Below are 24,416 nucleotides of genomic sequence, written 5' to 3' on the forward strand. Positions count from 1 at the left end.
TGAACCTTATCCACGTGATCAGGTCTTAAGCGCAAGTTTACAGCAAGTAGGTTATTGATAACGTGCTACGTCAACCACGATGGGTTACAGGGGAGACCACCTGCACATGAGCACTAGTCTTCTACCGGTGGGTCAGCTTTCGCCCGGCGGTGATCTGGGCGGTTATATCCGCGCGGTCAATGGAATTTCGGTTTTAACAGCCGATGAAGAGCGCGAGCTAGCCTATCGCCTTTACGACGAGGGCGATCTTGAAGCTGCACGACGTTTGGTACTCTCGCATTTACGCTTTGTGGTACACATCGCGCGTAGCTATTCAGGCTACGGGCTGCCACAGGCTGATCTGATTCAGGAAGGAAACGTCGGTTTGATGAAGGCCGTCAAACGCTTTGATCCCAATCAAGGCGTTCGCCTGGTCTCTTTTGCCGTCCACTGGATCAAAGCGGAAATTCACGAGTTTGTGCTGCGCAACTGGCGAATCGTTAAAATTGCCACAACCAAGGCCCAGCGTAAGCTGTTCTTCAATCTGCGCAGCGCGAAAAAGCGTTTGGCATGGCTAAATAATGATGAAGTAGCCGCGATCGCTCAGGATCTCGATGTTAAGCCCGAGATTGTGCGCGATATGGAAGGGCGGCTCTCTTCCTACGATGCAGGCTTTGATGCCCCAGCAGGCGACGATGAAGAGAGCACCTATCAAGCGCCGGTGTACTTTTTGGACGATGCCGCATCAGACCCCGCTACGCAGCTTGAAGACAGCAACTTCGAGGAAGACTCGACGCGCCGCTTACAGCTTGCCCTCGAAGGGCTTGATGAGCGCTCGCGGGATATTCTTCAGCGTCGTTGGCTGGCGGACAGCAAAGAGACCCTACACGATCTGGCTGACGTTTACGGGGTCAGCGCAGAGCGCATCCGACAGCTTGAGAAAAATGCGATGAAAAAGTTGCGTACGAAAATGGGCGAAGGAATGGTCGCCTAAGCCATACTGCGTCATTTAGCGCTTTTTCCAGCATCCCAAAAACCGGCTCCTATAAAGGGGGCCGGTTTTTTTGTCACCGATAACTGACTAACGGTGCTTGAGGCTAGGCAGGCTGTGCCGCGGGGCGCAGTAATTGAGCTGACAGCAGTGCCCACTGATCTTCCCAGTATTCGGTCGGCAGGCGCCTAAAGTCGCTGCGTACATACTGAGAAATACGCCCCTCGGCCTGAGCGGCCAACAAGTTGGCGGCGGCAGAGGCAGAAATGGTGGGGCGCAGGCCTTCACGCAGCTCGGCTTCACGCAGGATTTGTTTGAGCTGCATTTCCAGGCGTTCAAACAGCTGGTTAACCCGGTGGCGTAAGCGGGCGGTTTCTCCCGTAAGCACGTCGCCACCCATTACTCGAGCCAGCCCAGGATTTTTTTCAGCGAAACCTAAGAGTAGCGTTAAGATGGTGCCACAACGGGGAGTGGCGTCGGGAACATCTTCTAAAATCCGCGTAATGCGAGCGAAAATGCTCTCTTCAATAAAGTCGATTAGCCCCTCAAACATACGCGCTTTGCTGGGAAAGTGGCGGTATAACGCCGCTTCTGAAACGCCGACCTGACGGGCAAGGGCAGCGGTGGTAATGCGCTTGCCACTGTCTTCCTCAAGCATTAATGCCAATGCTTGGAGAATCTGCTCGCGACGGCGAGGTTTTTGATCTTCGCTCATAATGTGCCCTCCGTCGCGGTTAGCTCACGTCCGTGATCAGGGTGCCCACCCCAGCATTGGTGAAAATTTCCAGCAATACCGCGTGGGGGACACGGCCATCAATAATATGCGAACTGTTCACGCCGCCCTTCACTGCATCCAACGCGCAGCGAATTTTGGGCAGCATGCCGCCATAAATCGTGCCATCTTCGATCAGTCCATCCACTTGAGAAGTGGTTAAACCGGTGAGAACCTCGCCTTCGGCGTTCATTAAGCCAGCGACATTGGTAAGCAGCATCAGTTTTTCGGCGTTAAGCGCTTCGGCAATTTTGCCCGCTACTAGGTCGGCATTGATGTTGTAGCTATGGCCCTCGGCATCGACGCCGATAGGTGCGATCACCGGAATAAAGTCGCGCGCCGCCAGCATCTCGATAAGCTCGGTTGAGATCGACTCAACCTCGCCCACATGGCCGATATCGATAATCTCCGGGGCCGTCATTTCGGGGCTTTGGTGCTCTACTTTGAGCTGGCGAGCACGAATTTGCGCGCCGTCTTTACCCGTCAAGCCGATCGCTTTGCCGCCGCTCTGGTTGATCAGGTTAACAATGCTTTTATTAACCAAACCACCCAGCACCATTTCGACCACGTCCATGGTCTGCGAATCGGTGACGCGCATGCCGTTGACAAAGCGCGACTCGATGTTGAGCTTTTTGAGTAGATCGCCAATCTGCGGCCCGCCACCGTGCACCACTACCGGGTTGATACCAACTTCCTTCATTAACACGATATCGCGGGCGAAGGAGTCAATCAGGGTGCTTTCGGTCATGGCGTTGCCGCCGTATTTGACCACCACGGTTTTGCCGGAAAACTGCTGAATATAGGGGAGGGCTTCGGAAAGCACCTCCACAACGACCTGGGGGTCGCGACTGGCTGAACTCATTAGGTTGTCCCTTGCGAACGTTTATTATACTGCTAACGTTTATGCTGATTGAGTGGTGAGGGTCACGCTTTCTAGGTGAGCGTGATCCCTTAAGCGCCTAGCTATCTCCAATGGGTAGCTGCAGTTCTGGCGCGACGCGCTTTAGCGCGGTGTTAAAAACCCTTCTGATGCGTGCTAAGCCGGCATCATCTTTACCTTCAAAGCGCATTACGAGTGCAGGCGTGGTGTTGGAAGCGCGGCACAGCCCCCAACCATCCGGGTAATCAACGCGGATGCCGTCCAACGTGGTTTTGATACCTTCGCCGAAGTCTCCCTCACGAGCAAGCTTATCCACTAGAGAAAATTTGTTAGCGTCGGTCACCGCGATATTAATTTCCGGTGTGCCAATGTCCTGGGGGAAGCGGGCAAAAAAAGTATCCGCGTCGTCGGGTTGGTTGGCAAGAATCTCCACTAGCCGGGCGGCGGCATAGAGGCCATCGTCAAAACCGTACCAGCGCTCCTTGAAAAAGATATGTCCGCTCATCTCACCACCCAACTGAGCGCTGGTCTCCTGCATGCGCGCCTTGATCAGTGAGTGCCCGGTGCGCCACATTTCCGGCTCGCCGCCTGCCTCGCTGATCACTTTGACTAGGTTGCCGGTGCACTTAATGTCAAAAATGACCTTGGCGCCGGGCTGGCGGGCGAGCATGTCGGTGGCGAATACCATCAGCAGATGGTCGGGATAAATCAGTTTTCCCGTGGGCGTAACGACGCCTAAGCGGTCGCCATCTCCATCGAAGGCAAGGCCAATATCGGCGCCGGTTTCTCGCACCGTGCGCATCAGGTCCTGCATGTTTTCTGGCTTGCCGGGATCAGGATGGTGGTTGGGAAAATGACCATCGATCTCATCGAACAGCGCCGTCGTATCAACGCCCAGGCGGGTCAGCAGCTGTGGGCCAAGCTCCCCGGCAACCCCATTACCACAGTCGACAACGGCTTTGATCGGCCGATTGATCTTAACGTCGCCTAAAATGCGCGCTAAGTAGGTTTCCCGAATATCTTGCTGGTTAATGCTGCCCTGCCCAGTGTCTAAGTTACTGGCTAGATTGCCTGTCTGAATTCGTTCAAAGAGAGCGGTAATCGCATCGCCAGACAGCGTTTCGCCGCCCAGCACGATTTTAAAGCCGTTATAGTCGGGCGGATTATGGCTGCCGGTGACCATCACACCTGATTGAGTACTGCCCAAAATATGCGTGGCAAAGTAGAGTACTGGCGTGGGCACCATGCCGATGTCGATAACGTCGCACCCTGCGGCGTTAAGGCCGCGCATTAGCGCCGCTTGCAACCGAGCACCGGAAAGGCGACCGTCGCGGGCGACGACCACGCTGGACTCGCCCCGTGCAGCGGCTTCCGAGCCCACGGCGCGACCGATCAGTTCTACCGTCTCTGCTGTGAGCGTGTCGTCAACGATGCCGCGTATGTCATAGGCGCGAAAAATCGAAGCGGGTACGGACTGTGCGTTCATAAGGCTTCCCGTTAAAAACATGCCTGCAAAGCATTACTGACTACCGGTACTGCCAAAGCCGCCGCTGCCACGCGTGGAGTCTGCAAAAGCGTCCACAAGCGAGAGTTCGGCTTGCACCACGGGGACTAGGACGTACTGGGCTAGCCGGTCAAAAGGTGCCAGCGTAAACGTACTCTGGCCGCGGTTCCACACTGAAATCATCAGTTCGCCCTGGTAGTCAGAGTCGATTAAGCCGACCAAATTACCCAGCACAATGCCGTGTTTATGCCCCAGGCCGGAGCGAGGAAGAATCATGCCCGCCAAGCTCGGGTCTTCAATATAGATGGCAATGCCGGTACGCACGAGCTGGCATTCGCCCGGGGCCAGTGTTAGCGGCTCGTCCAGCAGCGCGCGTAGATCCATGCCCGCAGAGCCCGCTGTTGCATAGCTGGGGAGGTAGTCGTGCAAACGCTCATCTAATACTTTGCACTGCAGGCGGGGGCGGGCGCTCATAAGGATTCTCCAGACGTTTTGGTAGGTGCTATTTCAGATGCTTTTTCTAGCAGCGCTAGCGCTTGATGGATAATAGTGGCGGCTAATTGGGTCTTCGGCTGCGCTGCTTCTGAGCGGCTCTCGATGCCTCCCGCGGTTCGCCAAAGTAACCAGGCGGCATTCTGGTCGCTGCCAAAGCCCAGGCCGGCCTGGGAAACATCATTAGCGACGATCATGTCCAACCTTTTGCGCTGTAATTTATCCCGTGCGTAGCGCTCAACCTGTTGGGTTTCGGCAGCAAATCCAACCACCAGCGGGCGCTGCTCAGCGGGCAGCGCCGCTATGCTGGCAATAATATCGGGGTTTTTGACCAGGGTTAGGGTGAGAGTATCGCTATCATCCTGCTTTTTGAGTTTGTGTTCGGCAGGTGTTGCCGCGCGATAGTCAGCGACCGCCGCGCAACCAATAAACAGCGCTGCCTGGGGTGCTAGTCGCTGGGCTTCAGCGTGCATTTGTTCGGCTGATTCAACGTCAATCCGCGTGACGCCCTGAGGAGTGGGGAGGTTAACCGGGCCGCTGATCAACGTGACCTTGGCCCCCTTAGCCACGGCCTCTGCGGCTAAGGAAAAACCCATTTTTCCCGAGCTGTGATTGGAAATATAGCGCACCGGATCCAGCGGTTCCCGAGTCGGCCCTGCGGTGATGACCACATGAGGAGCGCTGGCCGAAGCGGGTGAATAAGCATCGGAAGGCGCTGCCATTCGCGCCATTACGGCGCTGAAGATCTCTTCGGGCTCGCTCATGCGTCCAGGGCCGACATCGCCACAGGCTTGATCGCCGGCGTCGGGGCCTATCTGCTGCCAGCCATCCTGCTGAAGCTGCGTTACGTTGCGCTGAGTGGCGGGGTGGCGCCACATGGCTTGATTCATTGCCGGGGCAATTAATTTAGGCGCCTCTGATGCTAGACACAGTGTGGTCAGCAGGTCGTCAGCCATGCCGTGCACTAAGCGAGCGATTAAGTCGGCGGTGGCCGGGGCGATCAGCACCACATCTGCCCAACGGGCTAGCTCAATATGGCCCATGCCGGCTTCGGCTTCGGGGTCGAGCAAGGACGTGCGCACCGGTTCGCCGGAGAGCGCCTGCAGCGTGAGCGGGGTAATAAAGGCCTGAGCCCCGTTGGTCATCACTACGCGCACCTCGCAGCCCGCCTGCTTGAGCAGGCGCACAAGCAGCGCGCTTTTGTAAGCAGCGATACCGGCACTTACGCCGAGCAGTATCCGTTTACCCGCTAGCGTCGAAGCGCTTGTCGTATTAACAGCAGAGCCCATGGCAGTGATCCACATCGTCGGTCGTGAGGAGGGTTACCATACCACTGGCATCACCAATTTGGCATATTGGGGGCAAACAAGGTTAAGCTAGGTTTAGTGAGGCTCTTTTTGCTGCTATGGGTGACCAACACAGGGGGCGCGATGGGAATCAATCACTGGCCGGAGGGTGAGCGGCCCCGGGAAAAATTATTAAACACCGGCGCACAGTCGCTTTCAGACGCGGAGTTGCTGGCAATTTTTTTGCGCGTCGGCGTACAGGGACGCTCGGCAGTCGATTTGGCGCGTGATTTGCTCAGCAATTTTGGTGGCTTGCGTCAGTTGCTTGAGGCCGATCAAGACAGTTTTTGTGCCGCCCGGGGATTGGGGAGTGCCAAATACGCCCAGCTTCAGGCCACACTTGAGTTGTCGCGCCGCCATTTGGCCAGCCAGTTGGCGCGGGGCAATGCACTGACATCCCCTGAGTTAGTTCGCCACTACTTGAGTTCGCAACTGCGTCATTTAGGGCATGAAGAGTTTGCGGTACTTTTTTTGGACACGCAGCATCGAATTATTCGCTATGAATCGCTGTTTCGCGGTACCCTAGACAGCGCATCTGTTTACCCCCGCGAAGTTGCCAAGCGCGCATTAGAACTTAGCGCTGGCGCCGTTATCCTGGCTCATAACCACCCTTCGGGTGTGGCAGAGCCAAGCGATGCTGATCGACGCATCACCGAACGCTTAAAAGATGCGCTGGCACTTTTCGAAGTGCGCGTGTTGGATCATTTCGTGGTGGGGGATGGAGAAGTGGTCTCTTTTGCCGAGCGTGGCTGGCTATAGCAAAGTACTTCATATCACTTTGTCTAAGTATAATGACTGAAAAGGCGCTATTTTAGCCTTTTTGGTCGGTTTTGCTTGCTGTTAGCCAAGTGCTCTGATATAAAGTGCCACCTTTAAACTTGGGTTGAATAACGGACTTGGGTAAAGCTTGGCGGTTAATTGCGTCGACTCCTTCCCTGCTCCGGTTTGCCCGACAGTTTTGAACACTCAGGTTATTATATCCTGGCCAAGCAGTTGGAGGCTCTCATGTCCAAAGTATGTCAGGTTACCGGTAAGCGTCCGGTAACTGGAAATAACGTTTCACACTCAATGCGTAAGACTCGTCGTCGTTTCTTGCCGAACCTGCACACCCATCGTTTTTGGGTTGAGTCTGAAAACCGCTTCATCAAGCTGCGCGTTTCCACTAAAGGAATGCGTATTATTGATAAAAACGGTATCGACGCAGTTTTGGTTGATGTTCGTAAGCGCGGCGACGCTGTCTAAGCTAGCTTTTGGGCCAGGCGTTTCGGACCAAGCATTTTGGAAGGATTAAACCATGCGCGATAAAATCAAGTTGGTGTCTAGTGCCGGTACAGGTCACTTCTACACCACTGATAAAAACAAGCGGAACACCCCGGATAAGTTCGAATTCAAGAAGTTCGACCCGGTTGTCCGTAAGCACGTTATCTACAAGGAAGCCAAGATCAAGTAATCGCGCAAGCGATCATGATCGGCTTCCTCTGCAGGCGAGTGCCTGTTCAAAAACCCGGCTTGAAGCCGGGTTTTTGCATGCATGTCTTTCGCATAACGCATACGTCGCTAACGCACCTTCATTAGGCTGTCACGACAGGCAGGCACTATTCCCCAAATGATGTCTACATATGCCCGAACTTCCTGAAGTTGAAACGACCCGGCGCGGGATTGCTCCTTATATCGAAGGTCAGGAAGTCACCGAAGTGTTGGTGCGTCAGCCGCGGTTGCGCGTCCCGGTACCCGATGACTTGGCCGAGCGTTTGGTGGGCGCACGCATTGGCGTATTGAGGCGACGTGCCAAATACCTGCAGCTACCTATCCAGTCTGCCAGCGTGCTTGAAGGTGACGCAGATGCAACACTGCTGTGGCACTTAGGCATGTCGGGAAGCCTGCGGATTGCTCGGGTAGGGGATTTGCCTAAAAAGCATGACCATGTGGATGTGGTCACCGCTAGCGGCTATGTCTTGCGCTATCACGACCCGCGCCGGTTTGGCTTTGTCGATTGGCAAGCCGAAGATGAAGCGCAGGATAAGCGTCTGGCGCACTTGGGCCCCGAGCCGTTGTCTGATGCTTTCAACGGCAAATGGCTCTACACGCACTCGCGCAACAAGCGCGTGGCGGTAAAGCCATTTCTGATGGATAACCAAGTGGTAGTGGGGGCTGGTAATATCTATGCGGCGGAAGCGCTGTTTATGGCCGGTATTGATCCGCGCCGTGCGGCGGGAAGAGTTTCCCGTGCGCGCTATGACGCCTTAGCACTTGCCGTTAAAGAGGTGCTGGCGGCGGCAATTACTCAGGGTGGCACCACGCTGCGGGATTTTGTCAGTGGCCAGGGCGAGCCCGGCTACTTTGCCCAGCGGCTGAATGTTTATGGCCGCCACGGCCAGCCCTGTTTGCGCTGTGGCGCTGAGCTTCGCCGCATTACGCTTGGCCAGCGCGCCAGCGTGTTTTGCCCCGGCTGCCAGCGCTGATGGCGGTCTATAGAGCCAGCCCTAGTGAATTGAATCGCCCGCGCTTTTGAGACCCGACTTTTGAGACCTAAGTGTTGAGACTAGGGGTTTGAAAACACGGGTTTTGAAAACATGGGTTTTGAAAATACGGGTTTTTGAGACAACGTTTTTTGGAGATCGCTGTGACCCAACGCCTGCGCCTAAATAAAAATGCTGATCGCCGCCTGAAAGCGGGCCATCTCTGGATCTACTCCAATGAGGTAGATATTAAGGAGACGCCGCTGAAAAACTTTGCGGCAGGCGAAGCCGCCCTGGTCGAAGCCTCCAATGGCAAAGTCATGGCGGTGGCTTATGTGAATCCCCATTCGCTTATTGCGGCCCGGGTGATGTCCCGCGACCCTGAAATGCGCTTGGATCGCTCGCTGTTTGTACACCGCTTTAACCAAGCGCTGGCACTGCGCCAGCGCCTTTATGCGCAGCCGTTCTACCGCTTGATTCACGGCGAAGGCGATTTGCTGCCGGGCCTGGTGATTGACCGCTTTGGCGATATCCTCGTCGTGCAGCTCAATACCGCCGGTATGCAGGCGCTGGCGGATGAGATTGTCGACGCGCTGGAAAAAGTCATCAAGCCGGAAGTGATCGTCTTCCGTAACGATACCGGCGGTCGTCGTCAGGAGGGTCTTGAGGCCCACGTGGACGTCATCAAAGGCACGCTGCCCGACGAAGTAGTGCTCGAAGAGAACGGTGCCCGCTTTGTGGTACCGGTGCTGAACGGTCAGAAGACCGGCTGGTTCTTCGATCACCGCGTTAATCGCGAATGGGTCAATCGCAATGTGGAAGGTAAGCGCGTGCTGGACGTATTCAGCTACGTAGGTGGTTGGGGCGTGCAGGCGGCGGTTCACGGCGCCAAACAGGTACTGTGCCTGGACTCATCCGGCCCAGCATTGGGTCAAGTCGCCCGCAACGCCGAGCTAAATGGCGTGCAGGAGAAGGTGGCGGTTAGTGAAGGTGATGCGTTTGAAGCCTTGGCGGCATTGAAGGCGGACGGTGAAGAGTTCGACGTGGTTATTCTTGACCCGCCGGCGTTTATCAAAAAGCGTAAAGATATTCCCAATGGCGAGCGCGCCTATGCCCGCTTGAACCGCGAAGCCATGCGTTTGTTAGGTCGCGATGGCCTGTTAATGTCAGCCTCCTGCTCGATGCACCTGGCGCCCGAGCGGCTAATGGATGTGGTGCGTGGTGCGGTTCGCCACCAGGATCGTCATGGCCAGGTGATTTTCCAAGGCCACCAAGGGCCCGATCATCCGGTGCATCCGGCTATCCCTGAAACCTCTTACCTGAAAGCGCTGGGTGTGCGGGTATTCCGCGACTAACGTAGCTTTTCAGCCACCGGCGGAGGAGCCAGGCAATGCAGTGGGCGCTACCTGAGCCTTTCGTGATCGATATCCGCGTGGCTGATGAGGCGATTGATGCCTATCAGCACGTTAATAACAGCGAGTACCTGCGCTGGGTCGAGCACGTTAGCTGGGCGCACTCCGACGCGCTCGGCCTAACGTTTGAGCGCCATTGCCAGCTAGACCGCGCGCTGGTGGTACACCGCCACGAGCTTGATTACCTCGCGCCTGCCTTTGCCGGTGACGCGCTACAGTTAGCGACCTGGATTGTTGAGTGTGATGGACGCTTCAGCCTGACCCGCCGATTTCAACTAATACGCAGCAAAGATGCTAAAACACTGCTTTATGCACGCACGCGCTTTGCCTGCGTGGCACTCTCCACGGGGCGAGCCAGGCGTTTGCCGGATGAGTATCAACGCATCTATGGCGGCGCGGTTATTGTGGAGTGACGTAGAGCGAAGTAGACCTTGTCGTGCAGAACCGGCAATCGCTAGAATTTTCTCCTAAAAAACGCCTTAACCGGCGTTTTTTGTTTTTCGTCCCTGGGGTGGTGGTCAACGTTAGCTGTGCTGTAATTTGCTTAACAACACGACTAACCTTTAAAAGCCCAGGAAAAAACCAATGAAAATCGCCGTCCCCAAAGAGATCAAAAATCACGAATACCGGGTGGCCTTAACACCTACCGGCGCGCGGGAATTAACCGGGCGTGGCCATCAGGTGAGCGTCCAGACCGGTGCTGGAGAAGGTGCTGGTTTTGCTGATGCTGAGTACCAGACTACCGGTGCCCAGATTGAAGCCGATGTCGATGCTCTATGGCGCAACGCCGAGCTGATCCTCAAGGTGAAAGAGCCGCAGCCGGACGAGGTGGCGCGACTCACCCCACAGCATACGCTGTTCACCTATCTGCACCTTGCCGCCGAAGAATCCCTTACCCGTGGGCTGATGGAGAGCGGTGCCACCTGTATCGCCTACGAAACGATTACCGATGCCCGCGGTGGCTTGCCGCTTCTGGCACCTATGAGTACCGTAGCGGGGCGAATGGCTGTTCAAGCCGGTGCCCATAGCTTGGAAAAGGCTCAGGGCGGTGCGGGCGTGCTGTTACCCGGCGTGCCCGGTGTGGTGCCGGGTAAGGTAACCGTCATTGGCGGCGGCGTAGTGGGCGAAAATGCCGCTCGCATGGCGCTGGGGTTAGGCGCAGAGGTCACCATCCTGGATAAATCTCTGGCGCGGTTGGAGGTGTTGGATGACCGCTATCAGGGCCGCATCAAAACCGTTTACTCCACCGCAGACGCGCTGGAAACGGCCACGCGTGAGTCGGATATGATCATTGGCGCGGTGCTGGTGCCCGGCGCTGCCGCGCCAAAATTGATCACTCGCAGCATGCTGGCCGATATGAAGCCTGGCAGCGTATTGGTCGATGTAGCGATCGATCAGGGCGGCTGTTTTGAAACCAGCAAGCCCACCACCCATGCCAAGCCGACCTATATCGTCGATGGAGTGGTGCACTACTGCGTGGCCAATATGCCCGGCGCGGTAGCGCGTACGTCTACTCAGGGGCTGACTAACGCCACGCTGCCCTTTGTACTCGCGCTGGCAGATAAAGGCTGGCAGCAAGCGCTGTGTGACGACCCGCACTTCCTGCGGGGCCTTAACGTGCATGCGGGGCAAGTCGCCTACCAAGCTGTAGCGGATGCCTTTGGGCTGGAGAGTAGCGATCCTGCGAGCGTTGTTGGCCGCTAAACTGGTGAAAGCTAACTGCCGGCGGCTAATTAATGAGTTGCATCCGGGGCTGGCGTTAGTTCAGTAGTGGGGCGGAAGTTCATCCTCGGGGCGCTGGCCGCCCTGGGGGCTTTTGCTTGGTAACTCCCGTAGTTAACCCCTTCTGATAACTTGGCAAGGCAGCCCGCAACTACTAATGGTTTGGTCGTTAACCACAAAGCCCTGCACGCCGTAAGGATTTAATGACTGATTCAATTTGTGCTGCAACCGACTGGCTAGGCGACGAAAGTCTCGCGGCTCCCATGTAAGCAACAGCACCACCTTGATGACAGGAGAGTTTTGCTGATTTATTACTTCAAAGCCACGAAGTTCTGCCTCGTCTTCCCGCATAGCCACAGCTATTGCGGCTAAGGTTGATGAGAATTTACGTTCCACTTCATCAATGATGAAAGCTTTGCGTCTTGCAATCGATACCTTGGGCTTCCAGCCTTTTTGTTCGACCCACTCTCTGGTGCATGTGACTTCTGGGCTGTCTGCCGAAGACAGGCGTGGACGGTTTTCGTCTTCTGTTCCTTCGCAGTCCTTTATTTCTATCCACCAGTGGTCGTTATCATCTTTTTTTGCTAGCACATCCATTGCCTTGAGACGACTTCTCATTCTTACTTTGTGCCACTGAGTGTCATCATATTTCACCGTTTTCCAGCCGACTGGGAATGACAGCGTCAGTTGCCCTTCAGTAACATCAGGCATTGCTCAGCTCCATTTCACGATCATACTGAGCCAACTCTTCTTCGAGGGTGACCAAATGTTCCAAGTTTGTGAGTGTATCCGCCTGTTCTATCTGACCCACAACGCCTGACTCTTTTACCAGTGCAAAATATTGCTGAGGTAGCGGCTGTTTTCGAGCTAGCAATTCAAGTTCTTTCAAAAGAAAGTAGCTGTGCGTAGCTATAAAAACCTGCACCCCATTAAGAGCAAGGGCATGGATGACATACGCTATTAGGCGTATCAGCTTGGGGTTGAGATTAGCTTCTGGCTCATCCCAAAATAGGTAACCATGCTCTTGCAGAACGCCATTACTTATTAGTTGGGCAAGCATCGCTAGCTTCCTCAGGCCCTCTGCCACCAAATACATTTCCATTTTTCCACTGCCGGGAATGCTCAAATAAAAGTGGCCACTTTTTTCGAGTACGACTTTTCCTCCCATGGCCTCCTCAAGTGGGGCTATTAGATTGGCAATAGCCTCTGAGCGACGACCTCGAAGAGGGAGCATTCCCAGGTGAATGCATGTGTCTCGCCAGGTTTCCTCCAAGGGAAGGAAGTGGGAATCGTAAAGCGATACTAGGCCAGGATAGATGGTCATCAGCTCGCGTGTTGGAAGGTATAGCGCTCTTTTGTCATCCCATTGTTGTGGTAATGTTTCGATTTGGACATCGCTCTGTGCATTCGTCGCAAAGCTAATGGCCACATTTAATGCTTGATCTGTGAAGGTCAGCGTCGCTTCGCAGCGGGCCCGTCCTTGCTTTCGGCTTGCGAGTCGACCCAGGGCATCAGGCTTGAAGACGCCTATTAACTTATCTGCATAGGCTTTTTGTAAGAATGTTTTAGTAGGTGGTGAAGCGTTTGGATTACGCCCACTTTCTGCGCTAGTAGCAATAAGGGAATAGACCATTTTTAGAAGATGGGTCTTCCCTGTACCGTTTTCACCAACAATGATGTTAAGCCCTTCAGAGAACTCCAGGGGAGCCACATCCGGGAATAGGGTCAGGTTCTTGACACTAAGTCGTTGCAACATGTGGCATTCTCCTTGAAAGTGCTGGCGGGGTTGCCGGTTTATTCAGTATTTTGACTCACTGCGGTTTGCTAAGGCTTTAATTAATAATGCGGTGGTAGTTCATCCTCAGGGCGTTGGCCGTCCTGGGGCTCGTTTGATTGCAGTGCCTGGTGCTGCTCGCGCAGGCGTTCACGCATTAGGCCGCTGAGTTGCTCAAGTTTTTCCAGCCGGCGCTCCTGTTGCACCACCACTTGGTCCAGGGTGTCCAGCCAGTGCTCTTGATGCGCTAAGCGGCTCTCTAAAGATTCAACAAGTTGGGTCAGCTCAGCGGGCGATAATTCGTGGGTCATGATAACATTGCAACCTTATGTAGTAGTATGCCGGTGCTATTGGGAATGGGCCTGATAGTGCGGGTATTGTCCTTCGTCTGTTACCCATACAACAAGAGAGCTTTTTTTTTCTATGAATCCAAAAGTTGTGTTTCGCTGTTTCTTAATCAGTGTATTACTAGCCGCCCCCACGCCACTTTTGTTGGCGGGGATTGTTCATTTAACCGATAGTGCCCTCGCAGAACTGTTGATGGCCGAGTTAGCAATCAGTGGAGTTAGTGGTGTCTATATTGCCGTTGCCATAGGGTGTTTTATTGTGCTGTGGGTTGGCACGTTAGTGTCCGCCGCTTTTGCGCCCTCGATTGTGGTAGCACGTCCTAAGCCAGCGTCGCGCCAGCCGCAAGCGGCTGCACCTTTGGGCGATGATGAGGAAGAAGACATCATCGATCCTAACGATGGCCGTGAAGAGGGCGAAGTGAAGTGGTTCAATACCAACAAAGGCTACGGCTTTATAACCCGCGATAATGGCGAAGATGTGTTTGTACACTTTCGCGCCATACGCGGTCGTGGCCCGCGTATGTTGGCAGAAGGCCAAATTGTGCGTTATCACGTGATTAAAAATGAGCGTGGTTTGCAGGCCGACGATGTCAGTATTATTGAGTAAACCCAACGTATAGATAGAACGTATAGATAGACGGTTGCCAGCTTCGTATTGATATAGGATATGAGTAGCTGGATAAGTAAACGACCCCGCCTCGGCGGGGTCGTTTACGTTGGCAGGCAAGGTAAGGCGAGATAGCTTGTTAACGACCTGAATCAGGCCACTCTATGGCGCCTTCCTTGCCACCGGGCAACACTTGCCAGAAACGGTCAGGGTCATCGCCAGGATGCCAGCCGCCGAGCGAGCAGCGCACCTCGGTTTGCAAGGCTTCCGCGGCCTGCTGGGCACACTCCTGGTCGGTCATCCACGGCGTGTGATTGCTATCAAACCATAGGCTGGCAAACCCATCGGCGGCTTTATCCACCAATAGCACTGGCACGCAGTCGCCCTGGTATTGGCCGCGGGTTTGCCATTTACCTTTGCCTGCCGGGCTCAGCGGCGGCGCTATTAGCGCGCTTTTTAACCACTCGTTGAGCGCCTCCAGCGAGACGCTGGCCAGGTAGATTTCAATATCGGGGTAGCGCTCCATCATACGTTTACCTCGCCGGACTTGAGCAGCGCCTGTAGCGTCGCTTCATATATCCGGCTTAACTCGTCCAGGTCGCTGGCGCGAACGCGCTCATTAACCTTGTGGATGGTGTCGTTGAGCGGGCCTAGCTCGACCACTTGAGCACCCAGGGTGGCAATAAAGCGACCATCCGAGGTGCCGCCGCTGGTAGAGAGCGTCGGACGCTGGCCAGTCACCGCTTCAACGCCTTTGATAGCGGCATCGACTAGCGCGCCTTCAGCGGTTAAAAACGGCTCGCCGTTAAGCGTCCAGTCTACCTGATATTCCAATCCATGCTGGTCGAGAAGGGCCACCGTGCGCGCTTTGAGCTCTTCAGAGGTCACTTCGGTGGAGAAGCGAAAGTTAAACACCACTTCCACATCGCCAGGAATTACGTTGGTAGCGCCGGTGCCCGCACGCAGATTGGAAATCTGAAAGCTGGTGGCGGGAAAAAAATCATTGCCCGCATCCCAGTGCTCGTTGACGAGCGCATCAAGGGCTGGCATCGCCTGATGAATCGGGTTGCGCGCTAAATGCGGATAAGCCACGTGGCCCTGCACGCCCTTAATGTGTAGCGTGGCGCCTAGCGAGCCGCGGCGGCCATTTTTGATCACGTCGCCCAGGCGTTCAGTAGACGAAGGTTCGCCGACAATGCAGTAATCAAGCCGTTCGTTGCGCTCGCGCAGATGCTCTACCACCGCGCGGGTGCCATCCACCGCCGGGCCCTCTTCATCGGAGGTGATCAGAAAGGCGATACGCCCATCGTGATCGGGGTGGTTAGTCACAAAGCGCTCAACGGCGGTCAGCATTGAGGCCAAGCTGCCTTTCATATCCGCCGCGCCGCGTCCGCACAGCATGCCCTGATCATCGATGCAGGGCTCGAACGGCGGGTACTGCCAGTTGGTATAGGGGCCGCTGGGCACCACATCGGTGTGTCCCGCGAAGGCCACCACCGGGCCGTGATGGCCACGTACCGCCCAAAAATTTTTCACGTCTCCAAACGGCAGCTGCTCAATATGAAAACCGAGCGCCGCTAAGCGCTCGGTCATTAACTCCTGGCAGCCTTCGTCGTCTGGCGTTACCGACGCTCTATTGAGCAGGTCAAAGGCGAGCGTGAGCGTCGGCGACAGCGCTTCAGGCTCAGTTATGGGCATGCAGTGCCTCGTTCAGGGCGATGGCACTTTTGTTGGTCAAGCACTCAATGCGGCCATTCTGCGAGTTGCGGCGCCATAGCTGGTCGTCTTGACCGGCCAGTTCGCGGGCAGCGACGGTGTTAACCACCTGGCCTTGGTCGTCTATTAGCGTGACTTTGGAGCCCGCGGTGATGTAGAGCCCTGCTTCTACCGTGCAGCGATCACCCAAGGGAATGCCGATGCCGGCGTTGGCGCCGATTAAGCAGCCTTCGCCGACCTTAATGACGATATTGCCGCCGCCGGAGAGGGTGCCCATGGTGGAGCAGCCGCCGCCGAGATCCGAGCCCTTGCCGACCATCACGCCCGCTGAGATGCGGCCTTCAATCATGCCGGGGCCTTCGGCGCCCGCATTGAAATTGACGAAGCCTTCGTGCATCACGGTGGTACCTTCGCCCAGATAAGCACCCAGGCGTACGCGAGCGGTGTCGCCAATACGGATCCCGGTGGGCACGACGTAGTCGGTCATTTTGGGGAATTTATCGACGCAGTCGACGGACAGCGCGCGTCCCGCCATACGCGCCTTCAGGCGGCGAGTAGGCAGTTCTTCAATATCGATCGCGCCTTCGTTGGTCCAGGCGATATTGCGCAGCAGGCCAAACATGCCGGTGAGATCAAGGCCATGGGGCTTAACCAGACGGTGCGACAGCAGGTGCAGTTTTAAATACACCTCAGGGGCCGTTTGCGGCGGCTGGTCAGTGTCCAGAAACATGGCGACCAGCGGACGCTGACTGGCAGAAAGCGCTTCGGCAAGCTCGGCTTGGGCCGAGTGCCCAGCGGCCTCTAAGGCTTTGGCCAAGTGCGTGCAGTTTTCGGGCAAAAAACTGATGGCGGCGTTGCCTTGGGGAGCGTCGAGAGCTTGTTGTGCGGCCTCGACCAAACTCGCCTCTGGGTTGAGTAGTGGGGCCGGGTAGTAGATTTCCAGCCAGTCGCCCTGGGTGTTTTGAGTGCCAATTCCAAGCGCAAAGCTCAGCATAATAGAGTGTCCTGTTGTGATGAAAAGTGAGTGATAGAAAGTGTGTGATGCAGAAAAGCAAAAGTGCGTGTCAGTAGCTACCCGCTCAGCTGGTCATAATCGCCGTCGCGGTAGCCGACTAACATGGTCGAGTCGTCTACTTCTAGCAGCGGGCGTTTAAGCAGCGTCGGGTGTTTGATCAATACCTGCCGTGCTTGCGTATCGAACGCGTCTTTTTCCTCTTGCGGAAGGTCACGCCACGTTTTGCTACGTTTGTTGACGGCGTCGACAAGCGGCACGCGCTCTAAAATATGTTCAAGTAGGCCCGCTGAAAGACCATCTTTGCGCAGGTCATGGGTTTTGAACGCGATGCCTTTCTTTTCTAACGCTTTGCGCGCCTTACGGCAGGTGTCGCAGGTGTTGATGATATACAGCGTCAGCATGCAGCCTCCTTTTAACCGCGCTCGATCAGTTGGCGAATACGCTGGGCGGCTTCCAGTGTGGGGGCTAGTTCAGCCACTAGCGCTAGACGTAAACGGCCTGCGCCGGGGTTAACGCCGTTTGTGCCGGTGCGGCCCATTAGGCTACCGGGCAAAACGCTTACGTGCTGCTCGGCAAACAGTCGCTGAGTGAAGGCGATATCGTCACCACCCGGCACCGCAGGCCATAGGTAGAAACTCGCCTCAGGCGTGGGGAAATCCATTACCGGCGCGAGCACATCGGTGACCGCGCTAAATTTTTCGCGGTAGGCGTCACGGTTAGCGCGCACGTGCTGCTCATCCTGCCAGGCAGCGATAGAGGCGTGCTGCAGCGGCAGCGACATGGCGCAGCCGTGGTAGGTGCGGTAGCGCTTAAACGGCGTGAGCAGCGTCGCATCGCCTGCTACAAAGCCGGAACGTAGCCCCGGTAGGTTAGAGCGCTTGGAGAGCGAGTGAAACACCACGCAGCGGCGGTAATCCTCGCGACCCAGCTCAGCGCAGGCTTGCAGTAGTCCGGGCGGTGGAGTGGCTTCGTTCAGGTAGAGCTCCGAGTAGCACTCGTCCGAGGCGATGATAAAGTCGTGCTTGTCAGCCAGCGCAATTAGCTGCTTGAGCTCATCAAGGGGCGTGACCGCGCCGGTAGGGTTGCCCGGCGAGCAGATAAATACGATCTGCACATCGCGCCATGTCGCGGCGGGCACCGCGCTAACGTCAGGGCGAAAATTATTCTCAGCAGTGCAGTCTAAATAGAGCGGTTCGCCGCCGGCCAAAAGCGTCGCGCCTTCGTAAATCTGATAAAACGGATTGGGCACTGCCACTTTCGCTGGGCGAGTGCGATCCAGTGCCGCTTGCAAAAAGGCAAAAATGGCCTCCCGGGTACCGTTCACTGGCACGACGTGCCGTTCGCTGTCGAGTTCGCGCAGTTGAAAGCGCTGCGTTGCCCAGCTGGCAATAGCTTCACGTAGTGCAGGTAGACCGTTGGTCGCCGGGTAGCGGGCCATTTCCAGCTGGTGCGCCACCAGCGCTTCAAGCGCGGCGGGGTAGGGCGCGTGCTGGGGTTCGCCAATGGTTAGCGAGATAGGCGCGATCTCGGCTGGCGGGGTCAGCTCTGCTTTGAGCGCGGCCAGCTTTTCAAACGGGTAGGGATGCAGGGCGTCGAGGTCGGCGTTCATGATATGTCCGTTGATGGCTGGCGGCGTAAAGCGTCGATTATAGGCAAGCCCCGGTGCAGGCTCAAACTCCTAATACCTCAATCAAGCGTTCGCGCAGCTGCTGCTGGCGCTCGGGGTCGGTGAGCGGTTCGCCGGCCTTGGTGGTGATGAAAAAAACGTCTTCTACCCGCTCGCCAAGAGTGGCGATTTTTGCCGCGGAGAGCGAAATATCCTGCTCCATAAAAATGCGCCCCACCCGGGCGAGTAGACCGGGTCGGTCAGGTGCGGTGAGCTCCAGCAAGGTGCGATCGTTAGCCGGATCTTGCTCAATCAATACCTCGGTAGGCACCTTAAAGTGTTTGAGCTGGCGCGGCGTATGGCGGGTGACGATATTGGGGTAGTCGTCCGGATCATCAAGCTCTTCGACCAGATGTTGGCGCATCTCTGCGATGTGGCCTGGGTCGCGAATCGGCTGGCCGTGGCTATCGAGCACGATAAAGGTATTTAGCGTCCAATCGTTATGCGAAGTAGCGATGCGGGCATCGTGGATTGAGAGCCCCAGCTGTTCCATGGCAGCGGCGGTGGCGGCAAATAGATCATCCACCGAGCGGGTATGGATAAACACCTTGGTGCCGCCTTCGGCCATATCGGCGGTGGGGGCGCTAATCAATACCAGCGGCAGCGGCGACTGATTGTGATTGAGGATTCCCTGGGTCTGCCAGACGATTTCGCTGGGCGCGTACTGCAGGAAGTAGTCTTCTCCGAGAGACTCCCAAAGCTGGTCAATTTGCTCATGGTTGACGCCGATGGTCTGCAGCAGCGAGCGTGCTTCGGTGCGCGTTTCGCGTACCCAGTCGTCGCGGTCGGGCGGATTATTCAGGCCGCGGCGCAGGGCGCGCTTGGTCTCGGCATGAAGTTGGCGCAGCAGCGATGCTCGCCAGCCGTTCCATAGCGTTGGGTTGGTGGCATTGATATCGGCAACGGTGAGCACGTACAGATAGTCCAAGCGGATTTCGTTACGCACAATCAAGGCAAAATCGCGAATCACGTCGGGGTCGCTAATGTCGCGTTTTTGTGCGGTCATCGACATCAATAGATGGTGTTCAACCAACCAACTGACCAGGTTGGTGTCGTGTGCCGAAACATGGTGTCGCTGGCAAAAGTGCTCAGCGTCTCGAGCGCCGATTTCCGAGTGATCGCCGCCGCGACCTTTGCCAATATCGTGAAACAGGCCTGCTATCCACAGCAGATCCAGTTTGGGCAGTTGCTGCATGAGTGCTGCCGCCACCGGGAAGTCGTCTTTGGCCTCTGGCTTGCGAAAGCCGTGCAGAAATTTAAGCAGCCGCAGGGTGTGGGCATCGACGGTGTAAATATGAAACAAATCGTGTTGCATCAGTCCGACGGCGCGACCGAATTCTGGCAGGTATTTGCCTAGAATGCCGTAGCGATTCATGCGGCGCAGCTGGCGCGGTACGTTGCCGGGGGCGCGCATAATGGCCATGAACAGCCGCTGGTGGCGCGGGTCTTCACGGTAGTGGTCATCAATCTGGTGGCGATGATCGCGGATCAGCCGGATGGTGTCAGCACGCACCCCTTCGATCTCGGAGTGCTTGGCCATCAGCAGGAATAGCTCCAGCATCGCCGCTGGCCGCTCGCGGAACAGGTGTCGCGAACGTGCTTGGATATAGCCGCCCTTGGTCTCGAAGCGTTCGTTTAGTTGCACCGTTTCCAGCGCCTGTTTGCCGCGCAGGATCACTTCATCAAAATGCTGTAGCAGCATATCGTTAAGCCCCGCCAGCGCGGTGACATGGCGGTAGTAGCGCTTCATAAACTGCTCGACCGCCAGATGCTCTGGCGTATCGCGAAAGCCAAACATTTCGGCGATGGTGCGCTGGTGATCAAACAGCAGGCGATCTTCGGCGCGGTCGGCGAGCATGTGCAGGGCGTAGCGTACCTGCCACAAAAATGCTTGGCCCTGGCTTAAAATGCGCAGCTCGGCGTCGTTCATAAAGCCGTTGGCGACAATGTCGGTGTACTGCTCGGTGCCGAAATGGCGCTTGGCCACCCAGCCGATCATCTGAATATCGCGCAGCCCGCCGGGGGAGCTTTTGAGGTTGGGCTCTAAGTGATACTCGGAGTTGTTGTAGCGGTAGTGGCGGGAGATCTGCTCCTGCCACTTGGCTTCAAAGAAGCGGTCGGCGGGCCAAATGTGCTCAGCGCCAAGGCGCTCACGCATCGCTTCGCGTAGGCTTTCGGGCCCGGCGATCAAGCGCGATTCGAGCAGGTTGGTAATCACCGTGACATCCGCTTCGGCTTCACGTTCGCAGTCGTTGAGCGAGCGTACGCTATGGCCAATTTCCAGGCCAATATCCCATAAGAAGGTGATAAAGGCGGTCAGCGGTTCGCGGTAGGCGGTGTCGTCGTCCTGCTCCAGTAGCAGCAGTAGGTCGATATCTGAATGAGGGTGTAGCTCGCCACGCCCATAGCCACCCACCGCCACCAGGGCAATGCCATCATTGGGCCACTCATGCTGGCTCCAGGCAATCGCCAGCAGCTGGTCCAGATACCAGGCGCGGCCGCGCACCAAATCGCGAATGTCTGCACCGGCACGAAACTGCTCGTCCAGGCGCGCCTGTAGCTCGCGCAGAGCGGCTTTAAAGGGCGCGATCGGGGAGCGCGAACCAGTAAGCTCGGTGCGGAAAAGGTCCAGGTCGTAAAGCGTGGTGTCCGGCTCAAACCGGTGGTGGTGTAAGAGCATTAGTGGGTCAGAAAACTGAAGTCTTCATCGCTGCGCGCGGTCAGTACCTCAACACCGGCGTCAGTGACCAGTAATGTATGTTCCCACTGAGCGGTGAGGCTGCGGTCTTTGGTGACGGCGGTCCAGCCATCGCGCAGTACTTTGGTTTTGTAACCGCCGACGTTAATCATTGGCTCGATGGTGAAGCACATGCCTGCAGCAAGCTTAATGTCGGCGTCTGGTGCGTAGCCGTCGTAGTGCAAAAATTGCGGCTCCTCGTGGAATTCGGCGCCAATGCCGTGGCCGCAGAAGTCACGTACCACCGAGTAGCCGTGCTCTTCGGCGTGTTTTTGAATCACCCGGGCCAATTCGGAAAGCCGTACGCCGGGTTTCACCAGCTCAATGCTTTTATATAGGCTCTCCTGGGTAATGCGGCACAACCGTTCACCCTGAATGGTCTCGCCTATTACAAACATCACGCTGGAGTCGCCGTGGTAGCCGTCAGCGGTTTTAACGGTGATATCTAGATTCATGATATCGCCTTTTTTGAGCTTCTTGGCGTCGTCGGGTATGCCGTGGCACACCACATGGTTCAGCGAGGTGCAGGTTGCCTTAGGAAAACCATGGTAATTCAATGGGGCTGGGGTCGAGCCCAGCTCGTTAACAATGTAGTCGTGACAGAGGCGGTCAATTTCACCCGTGCTAATGCCTGCCTGAATGTGCGGGGTGATCATTTCAATCACGCTAGCCGCTTGGCGCCCGGCTTCGCGCATGAGTTCGATTTCAGAAGGCGTCTTGATAGGAACGTTCATGAATGCTCGATATGGGTTCTGAATGGAAAATGGAAGGGCGCAATTTAAGACCGTCAAACGGGGTGCGACTTCATCTTGGCAATGATCTATGGTATAAAGCCGCGCGCTTTCCTGCAATCGTGATTCCAAGCTTCTTTACTGGCTGGGGGGACGAGTAGGGTAGGGCGATGGATCTGCAGTGTGCCACTAAGGGGCGCGTTGCTTTACTACTAAGCCTTAAAAACACACATGCACCGGCACATGGTCCCGGGTGCCGCTGACAGCGTATAACGCGGTCAACGGTCGGATCCATGGGGTGCGTGGAGGCCTAACCCGAGTTTTAGGAGTTCTATCATGTCTCACGTTAATATGCGTGACCTGCTTAAAGCAGGCGCTCACTTCGGTCACCAGACCAAGTACTGGAACCCGAAGATGAGCAAATTTATCTTCGGCGCGCGCAACAAGATTCACATCATCAACCTCGAGCACACCCTTCCGGCGCTGAACGAAGCGATCGATGTGGTCGAGAAGATGGCGGCATCCAACAACAAAATTCTGTTTGTTGGCACCAAGCGCAGCGCTAGCAAGGTAATTAAAGAAGAAGCGAATCGTAGCGGCCAGCCGTTCGTCAACCATCGCTGGTTGGGCGGCATGTTGACTAACTTCAAGACCATTCGCCAGTCTATTAAGCGTCTGCGTGAACTTGAAGCAATGCGCGAAGACGGCACGTTCGAGAAGCTGACCAAGAAAGAAGTCTTGATGGCGACGCGTGAGCAGGACAAGCTCGAGCGCTCTATCGGCGGTATTAAGGACATGGGCGGCCTTCCGGACGCACTGTTCGTCATCGACGTTGACCACGAGCGCATCGCGATCAACGAAGCCAACAAGCTGGGTATCCCGGTTATTGGTGTGGTCGATACCAACTCCAACCCCGATGGCGTTGATTACGTTATCCCGGGTAACGATGACTCCATTCGCGCTATCCAGATCTACGTGAAAGCAATTGCTGACGCGTGTGGTCGTGCCAAAGCAGGTAACGCTGAAGAGTTTGTTGAAGTGACCGAAGAGGCCGCTGCAGCTGAAGACAACACTGCCGCTGAGTAATTGCAGCAGTGGATGCGGCGGGCAGGTGCGCGTCGCATCAGGATAAAAGAAGGGGGCTATGCCCCCTTTTTCCCGCTACAGGTGAAGCGTCTGGGCGGGCCGAATTTGCCGGAAGCGTGATGCCGGCCCCGTAATGCAGAGAGACATAGGACAGCGTGATACATGATGGTCACTTATCATGCCTATACTCTGTGTTGCGTTTAACTCTCATAGCATTATTTCAGAGGTGAATTCTCATGGCAGCTATTAGCGCCTCTCAGGTCAAGGAACTTCGCGAACGTACCGGTCTGGGCATGATGGAGTGTAAAAAAGCACTCACCGAAACCGACGGTGATATCGAAGTTGCGATTGAAAACCTGCGCAAAAGCTCAGGCCTCAAAGCGGCGAAGAAAGCTGATCGTATCGCCGCGGAAGGTATTGTCGTTACCCGTGTTGCAGAAGACGGCAGCTACGGCGTAATGGTTGAAATCAACTCCGAGACCGACTTTGTCGCTCGTGATGACAACTTTATCGCGTTCGCTGACAAAATCGCTGGGGCTTTCTTCGCGGCGAAAAGCGAAGACGTCGCCGCTGTAATGGCGGGTGAACTGGAAACCACTCGCGAGCAGCTGGTTCAGAAAATCGGTGAGAACATCGGCGTGCGTCGTGCCGTCGTTGTTAGCGCTGCTGACGGTGGTCTTGTGGGCGAATACGTTCACGGCGGCCGCATTGGCGTGTTGACCGTGCTGACCGGTGGAACGTCAGAAGCTGCGAAAGACGTTGCTATGCACGTAGCGGCGATCAACCCAGCGGTTGCTCACCCTGCCGATATGCCCCAAGAGCAGTTGGATCAGGAAAAGGCGATTATTCTGGCGCAGCCAGATATGGCCGGTAAGCCGGAGCAGATCGCTGAGAAAATGGTTCAAGGCCGCTTGAAGAAGTACTTGGCCGAGAACAGCCTGACCGAACAGCCGTTTGTGAAAGACCCGAACCAGACCGTGGCTGAGTTCGTCAAAGCGGCGGGTGGCGAAGTGGTCGGCTTTACGCGCTTTGAAGTTGGCGAAGGTATCGAGAAAGAAGAAGTCGACTTTGCTAAAGAAGTTATGGAACAGGCTGGCCGTCGCTGAGGTCAGAGGTTTCAGAAATAAGATGGCGTGCGCGCGAGCGCACGCCTTCGCGTATCCGGCCCTTGTAATTGGTT

The 24,416-nt window shown here is 56.0% G+C and carries 26 protein-coding genes; 11 read left to right on the top strand and 15 right to left on the bottom strand.

Going from position 1 to position 24,416, the window contains the following annotated elements:
• Positions 1-106: 106 nt before the first annotated feature.
• On the top strand, positions 107-973 hold the full coding sequence (gene rpoH / locus ACQE2I_RS02095; RefSeq protein ID WP_427029845.1) for an RNA polymerase sigma factor RpoH: 867 nt from the start codon (positions 107-109) through the stop codon (positions 971-973).
• A gap of 103 nt (positions 974-1,076) precedes the next feature.
• Here the strand turns inward: rpoH and slmA are convergent, their stop codons facing one another.
• The 5 genes from slmA to coaBC form a co-directional block, all read right to left on the bottom strand.
• Positions 1,077-1,685, bottom strand: a complete 609-nt coding sequence (gene slmA / locus ACQE2I_RS02100; protein WP_427029846.1) for a nucleoid occlusion factor SlmA — start codon at positions 1,683-1,685, stop codon at positions 1,077-1,079.
• Positions 1,686-1,704: 19 nt separating this feature from the next.
• Positions 1,705-2,604 (bottom strand): acetylglutamate kinase, encoded by a 900-nt coding sequence (gene argB / locus ACQE2I_RS02105; protein WP_427029847.1) that lies wholly within the window; start codon positions 2,602-2,604, stop codon positions 1,705-1,707.
• A gap of 97 nt (positions 2,605-2,701) precedes the next feature.
• Positions 2,702-4,108: a phosphomannomutase/phosphoglucomutase gene (locus ACQE2I_RS02110; protein WP_427029848.1), complete on the bottom strand. Its 1,407-nt coding sequence runs from the start codon at positions 4,106-4,108 to the stop codon at positions 2,702-2,704.
• 33 nt (positions 4,109-4,141) lie between these two features.
• Positions 4,142-4,600 carry a dUTP diphosphatase gene (gene dut, locus ACQE2I_RS02115; protein ID WP_427029849.1) on the bottom strand — a complete coding sequence of 153 codons (459 nt, stop codon included), beginning with the start codon at positions 4,598-4,600 and terminating at the stop codon, positions 4,142-4,144.
• Positions 4,597-5,907: a bifunctional phosphopantothenoylcysteine decarboxylase/phosphopantothenate--cysteine ligase CoaBC gene (coaBC, locus tag ACQE2I_RS02120; RefSeq protein ID WP_427029850.1), complete on the bottom strand. Its 1,311-nt coding sequence runs from the start codon at positions 5,905-5,907 to the stop codon at positions 4,597-4,599. The genes dut and coaBC overlap by 4 nt, the downstream gene beginning before the upstream one ends.
• A 141-nt stretch (positions 5,908-6,048) precedes the next feature.
• Between coaBC and radC the strand changes: the two genes are divergently transcribed.
• The 7 genes from radC to ald all read left to right on the top strand — a co-directional run bounded on the left by radC (position 6,049) and on the right by ald (position 11,539).
• Entirely contained in the window at positions 6,049-6,723 is a 675-nt protein-coding gene (radC, locus tag ACQE2I_RS02125) for a RadC family protein (protein WP_427029851.1), read from the top strand.
• Positions 6,724-6,969: 246 nt separating this feature from the next.
• Positions 6,970-7,206, top strand: coding sequence for a 50S ribosomal protein L28 (rpmB, locus tag ACQE2I_RS02130; RefSeq protein ID WP_427029852.1), 237 nt, complete (start codon positions 6,970-6,972; stop codon positions 7,204-7,206).
• 52 nt (positions 7,207-7,258) lie between these two features.
• Entirely contained in the window at positions 7,259-7,414 is a 156-nt protein-coding gene (rpmG, locus tag ACQE2I_RS02135; protein WP_007111734.1) for a 50S ribosomal protein L33, read from the top strand.
• A gap of 169 nt (positions 7,415-7,583) precedes the next feature.
• On the top strand, positions 7,584-8,426 hold the full coding sequence (gene mutM / locus ACQE2I_RS02140; RefSeq protein ID WP_427029853.1) for a bifunctional DNA-formamidopyrimidine glycosylase/DNA-(apurinic or apyrimidinic site) lyase: 843 nt from the start codon (positions 7,584-7,586) through the stop codon (positions 8,424-8,426).
• 161 nt (positions 8,427-8,587) lie between these two features.
• On the top strand, positions 8,588-9,778 hold the full coding sequence (locus ACQE2I_RS02145; protein ID WP_427029854.1) for a class I SAM-dependent rRNA methyltransferase: 1,191 nt from the start codon (positions 8,588-8,590) through the stop codon (positions 9,776-9,778).
• A gap of 35 nt (positions 9,779-9,813) precedes the next feature.
• Entirely contained in the window at positions 9,814-10,248 is a 435-nt protein-coding gene (locus ACQE2I_RS02150) for an acyl-CoA thioesterase (RefSeq protein WP_427029855.1), read from the top strand.
• Positions 10,249-10,420: 172 nt separating this feature from the next.
• The gene (gene ald, locus ACQE2I_RS02155) at positions 10,421-11,539 is read left to right on the top strand and encodes an alanine dehydrogenase (protein ID WP_427029856.1); all 1,119 of its coding nucleotides are present in this window, start codon (positions 10,421-10,423) and stop codon (positions 11,537-11,539) included.
• Positions 11,540-11,671: 132 nt separating this feature from the next.
• On the opposite strand, the gene ACQE2I_RS02160 is transcribed toward ald, so the two are convergent.
• The 3 genes from ACQE2I_RS02160 to ACQE2I_RS02170 form a co-directional block, all read right to left on the bottom strand.
• On the bottom strand, positions 11,672-12,268 hold the full coding sequence (locus tag ACQE2I_RS02160; protein ID WP_427029857.1) for a hypothetical protein: 597 nt from the start codon (positions 12,266-12,268) through the stop codon (positions 11,672-11,674).
• A complete protein-coding gene (locus ACQE2I_RS02165; protein ID WP_427029858.1) occupies positions 12,261-13,313 on the bottom strand; it encodes an AAA family ATPase in 1,053 nt (350 codons plus the stop codon). The genes ACQE2I_RS02160 and ACQE2I_RS02165 overlap by 8 nt, the downstream gene beginning before the upstream one ends.
• Before the next feature lie 80 nt (positions 13,314-13,393).
• Positions 13,394-13,642: a SlyX family protein gene (locus ACQE2I_RS02170; RefSeq protein ID WP_427029859.1), complete on the bottom strand. Its 249-nt coding sequence runs from the start codon at positions 13,640-13,642 to the stop codon at positions 13,394-13,396.
• Positions 13,643-13,754: 112 nt separating this feature from the next.
• Here ACQE2I_RS02170 and ACQE2I_RS02175 point away from each other — a divergent pair, with 112 nt between their 5' ends.
• A complete protein-coding gene (locus ACQE2I_RS02175; RefSeq protein ID WP_427029860.1) occupies positions 13,755-14,285 on the top strand; it encodes a cold-shock protein in 531 nt (176 codons plus the stop codon).
• Between the two features lie 139 nt (positions 14,286-14,424).
• Here ACQE2I_RS02175 and ACQE2I_RS02180 read toward each other — a convergent pair whose 3' ends face one another.
• The 7 genes from ACQE2I_RS02180 to map form a co-directional block, all read right to left on the bottom strand.
• Entirely contained in the window at positions 14,425-14,814 is a 390-nt protein-coding gene (locus tag ACQE2I_RS02180; RefSeq protein ID WP_427029861.1) for a hypothetical protein, read from the bottom strand.
• Complete coding sequence (gene dapE / locus ACQE2I_RS02185; RefSeq protein WP_427029862.1) at positions 14,811-15,983, bottom strand: succinyl-diaminopimelate desuccinylase; 1,173 nt, start codon at positions 15,981-15,983, stop codon at positions 14,811-14,813. Before dapE ends, ACQE2I_RS02180 begins: the two co-directional genes overlap by 4 nt.
• Complete coding sequence (gene dapD / locus ACQE2I_RS02190) at positions 15,970-16,995, bottom strand: 2,3,4,5-tetrahydropyridine-2,6-dicarboxylate N-succinyltransferase (RefSeq protein WP_427029863.1); 1,026 nt, start codon at positions 16,993-16,995, stop codon at positions 15,970-15,972. Before dapD ends, dapE begins: the two co-directional genes overlap by 14 nt.
• A gap of 77 nt (positions 16,996-17,072) precedes the next feature.
• The gene (locus ACQE2I_RS02195) at positions 17,073-17,417 is read right to left on the bottom strand and encodes a Spx/MgsR family RNA polymerase-binding regulatory protein (RefSeq protein WP_427029864.1); all 345 of its coding nucleotides are present in this window, start codon (positions 17,415-17,417) and stop codon (positions 17,073-17,075) included.
• An 11-nt stretch (positions 17,418-17,428) separates the two neighbouring features.
• Positions 17,429-18,625 carry a succinyldiaminopimelate transaminase gene (gene dapC / locus ACQE2I_RS02200; RefSeq protein WP_427029865.1) on the bottom strand — a complete coding sequence of 399 codons (1,197 nt, stop codon included), beginning with the start codon at positions 18,623-18,625 and terminating at the stop codon, positions 17,429-17,431.
• 61 nt (positions 18,626-18,686) lie between these two features.
• Entirely contained in the window at positions 18,687-21,362 is a 2,676-nt protein-coding gene (locus ACQE2I_RS02205) for a [protein-PII] uridylyltransferase (RefSeq protein WP_427029866.1), read from the bottom strand.
• The gene (gene map, locus ACQE2I_RS02210; protein WP_427029867.1) at positions 21,362-22,153 is read right to left on the bottom strand and encodes a type I methionyl aminopeptidase; all 792 of its coding nucleotides are present in this window, start codon (positions 22,151-22,153) and stop codon (positions 21,362-21,364) included. Before map ends, ACQE2I_RS02205 begins: the two co-directional genes overlap by 1 nt.
• 333 nt (positions 22,154-22,486) lie before the next feature.
• Between map and rpsB the strand changes: the two genes are divergently transcribed.
• Together rpsB and tsf are read left to right on the top strand one after the other, a co-directional pair.
• Positions 22,487-23,236, top strand: a complete 750-nt coding sequence (rpsB, locus tag ACQE2I_RS02215; protein WP_427029869.1) for a 30S ribosomal protein S2 — start codon at positions 22,487-22,489, stop codon at positions 23,234-23,236.
• 236 nt (positions 23,237-23,472) lie between these two features.
• A complete protein-coding gene (gene tsf / locus ACQE2I_RS02220; protein WP_427029870.1) occupies positions 23,473-24,342 on the top strand; it encodes a translation elongation factor Ts in 870 nt (289 codons plus the stop codon).
• Positions 24,343-24,416 lie beyond the last annotated feature (74 nt).

This window comes from Halomonas sp. H2 (genome assembly GCF_050215315.1).
Classification (GTDB): domain Bacteria; phylum Pseudomonadota; class Gammaproteobacteria; order Pseudomonadales; family Halomonadaceae; genus Vreelandella.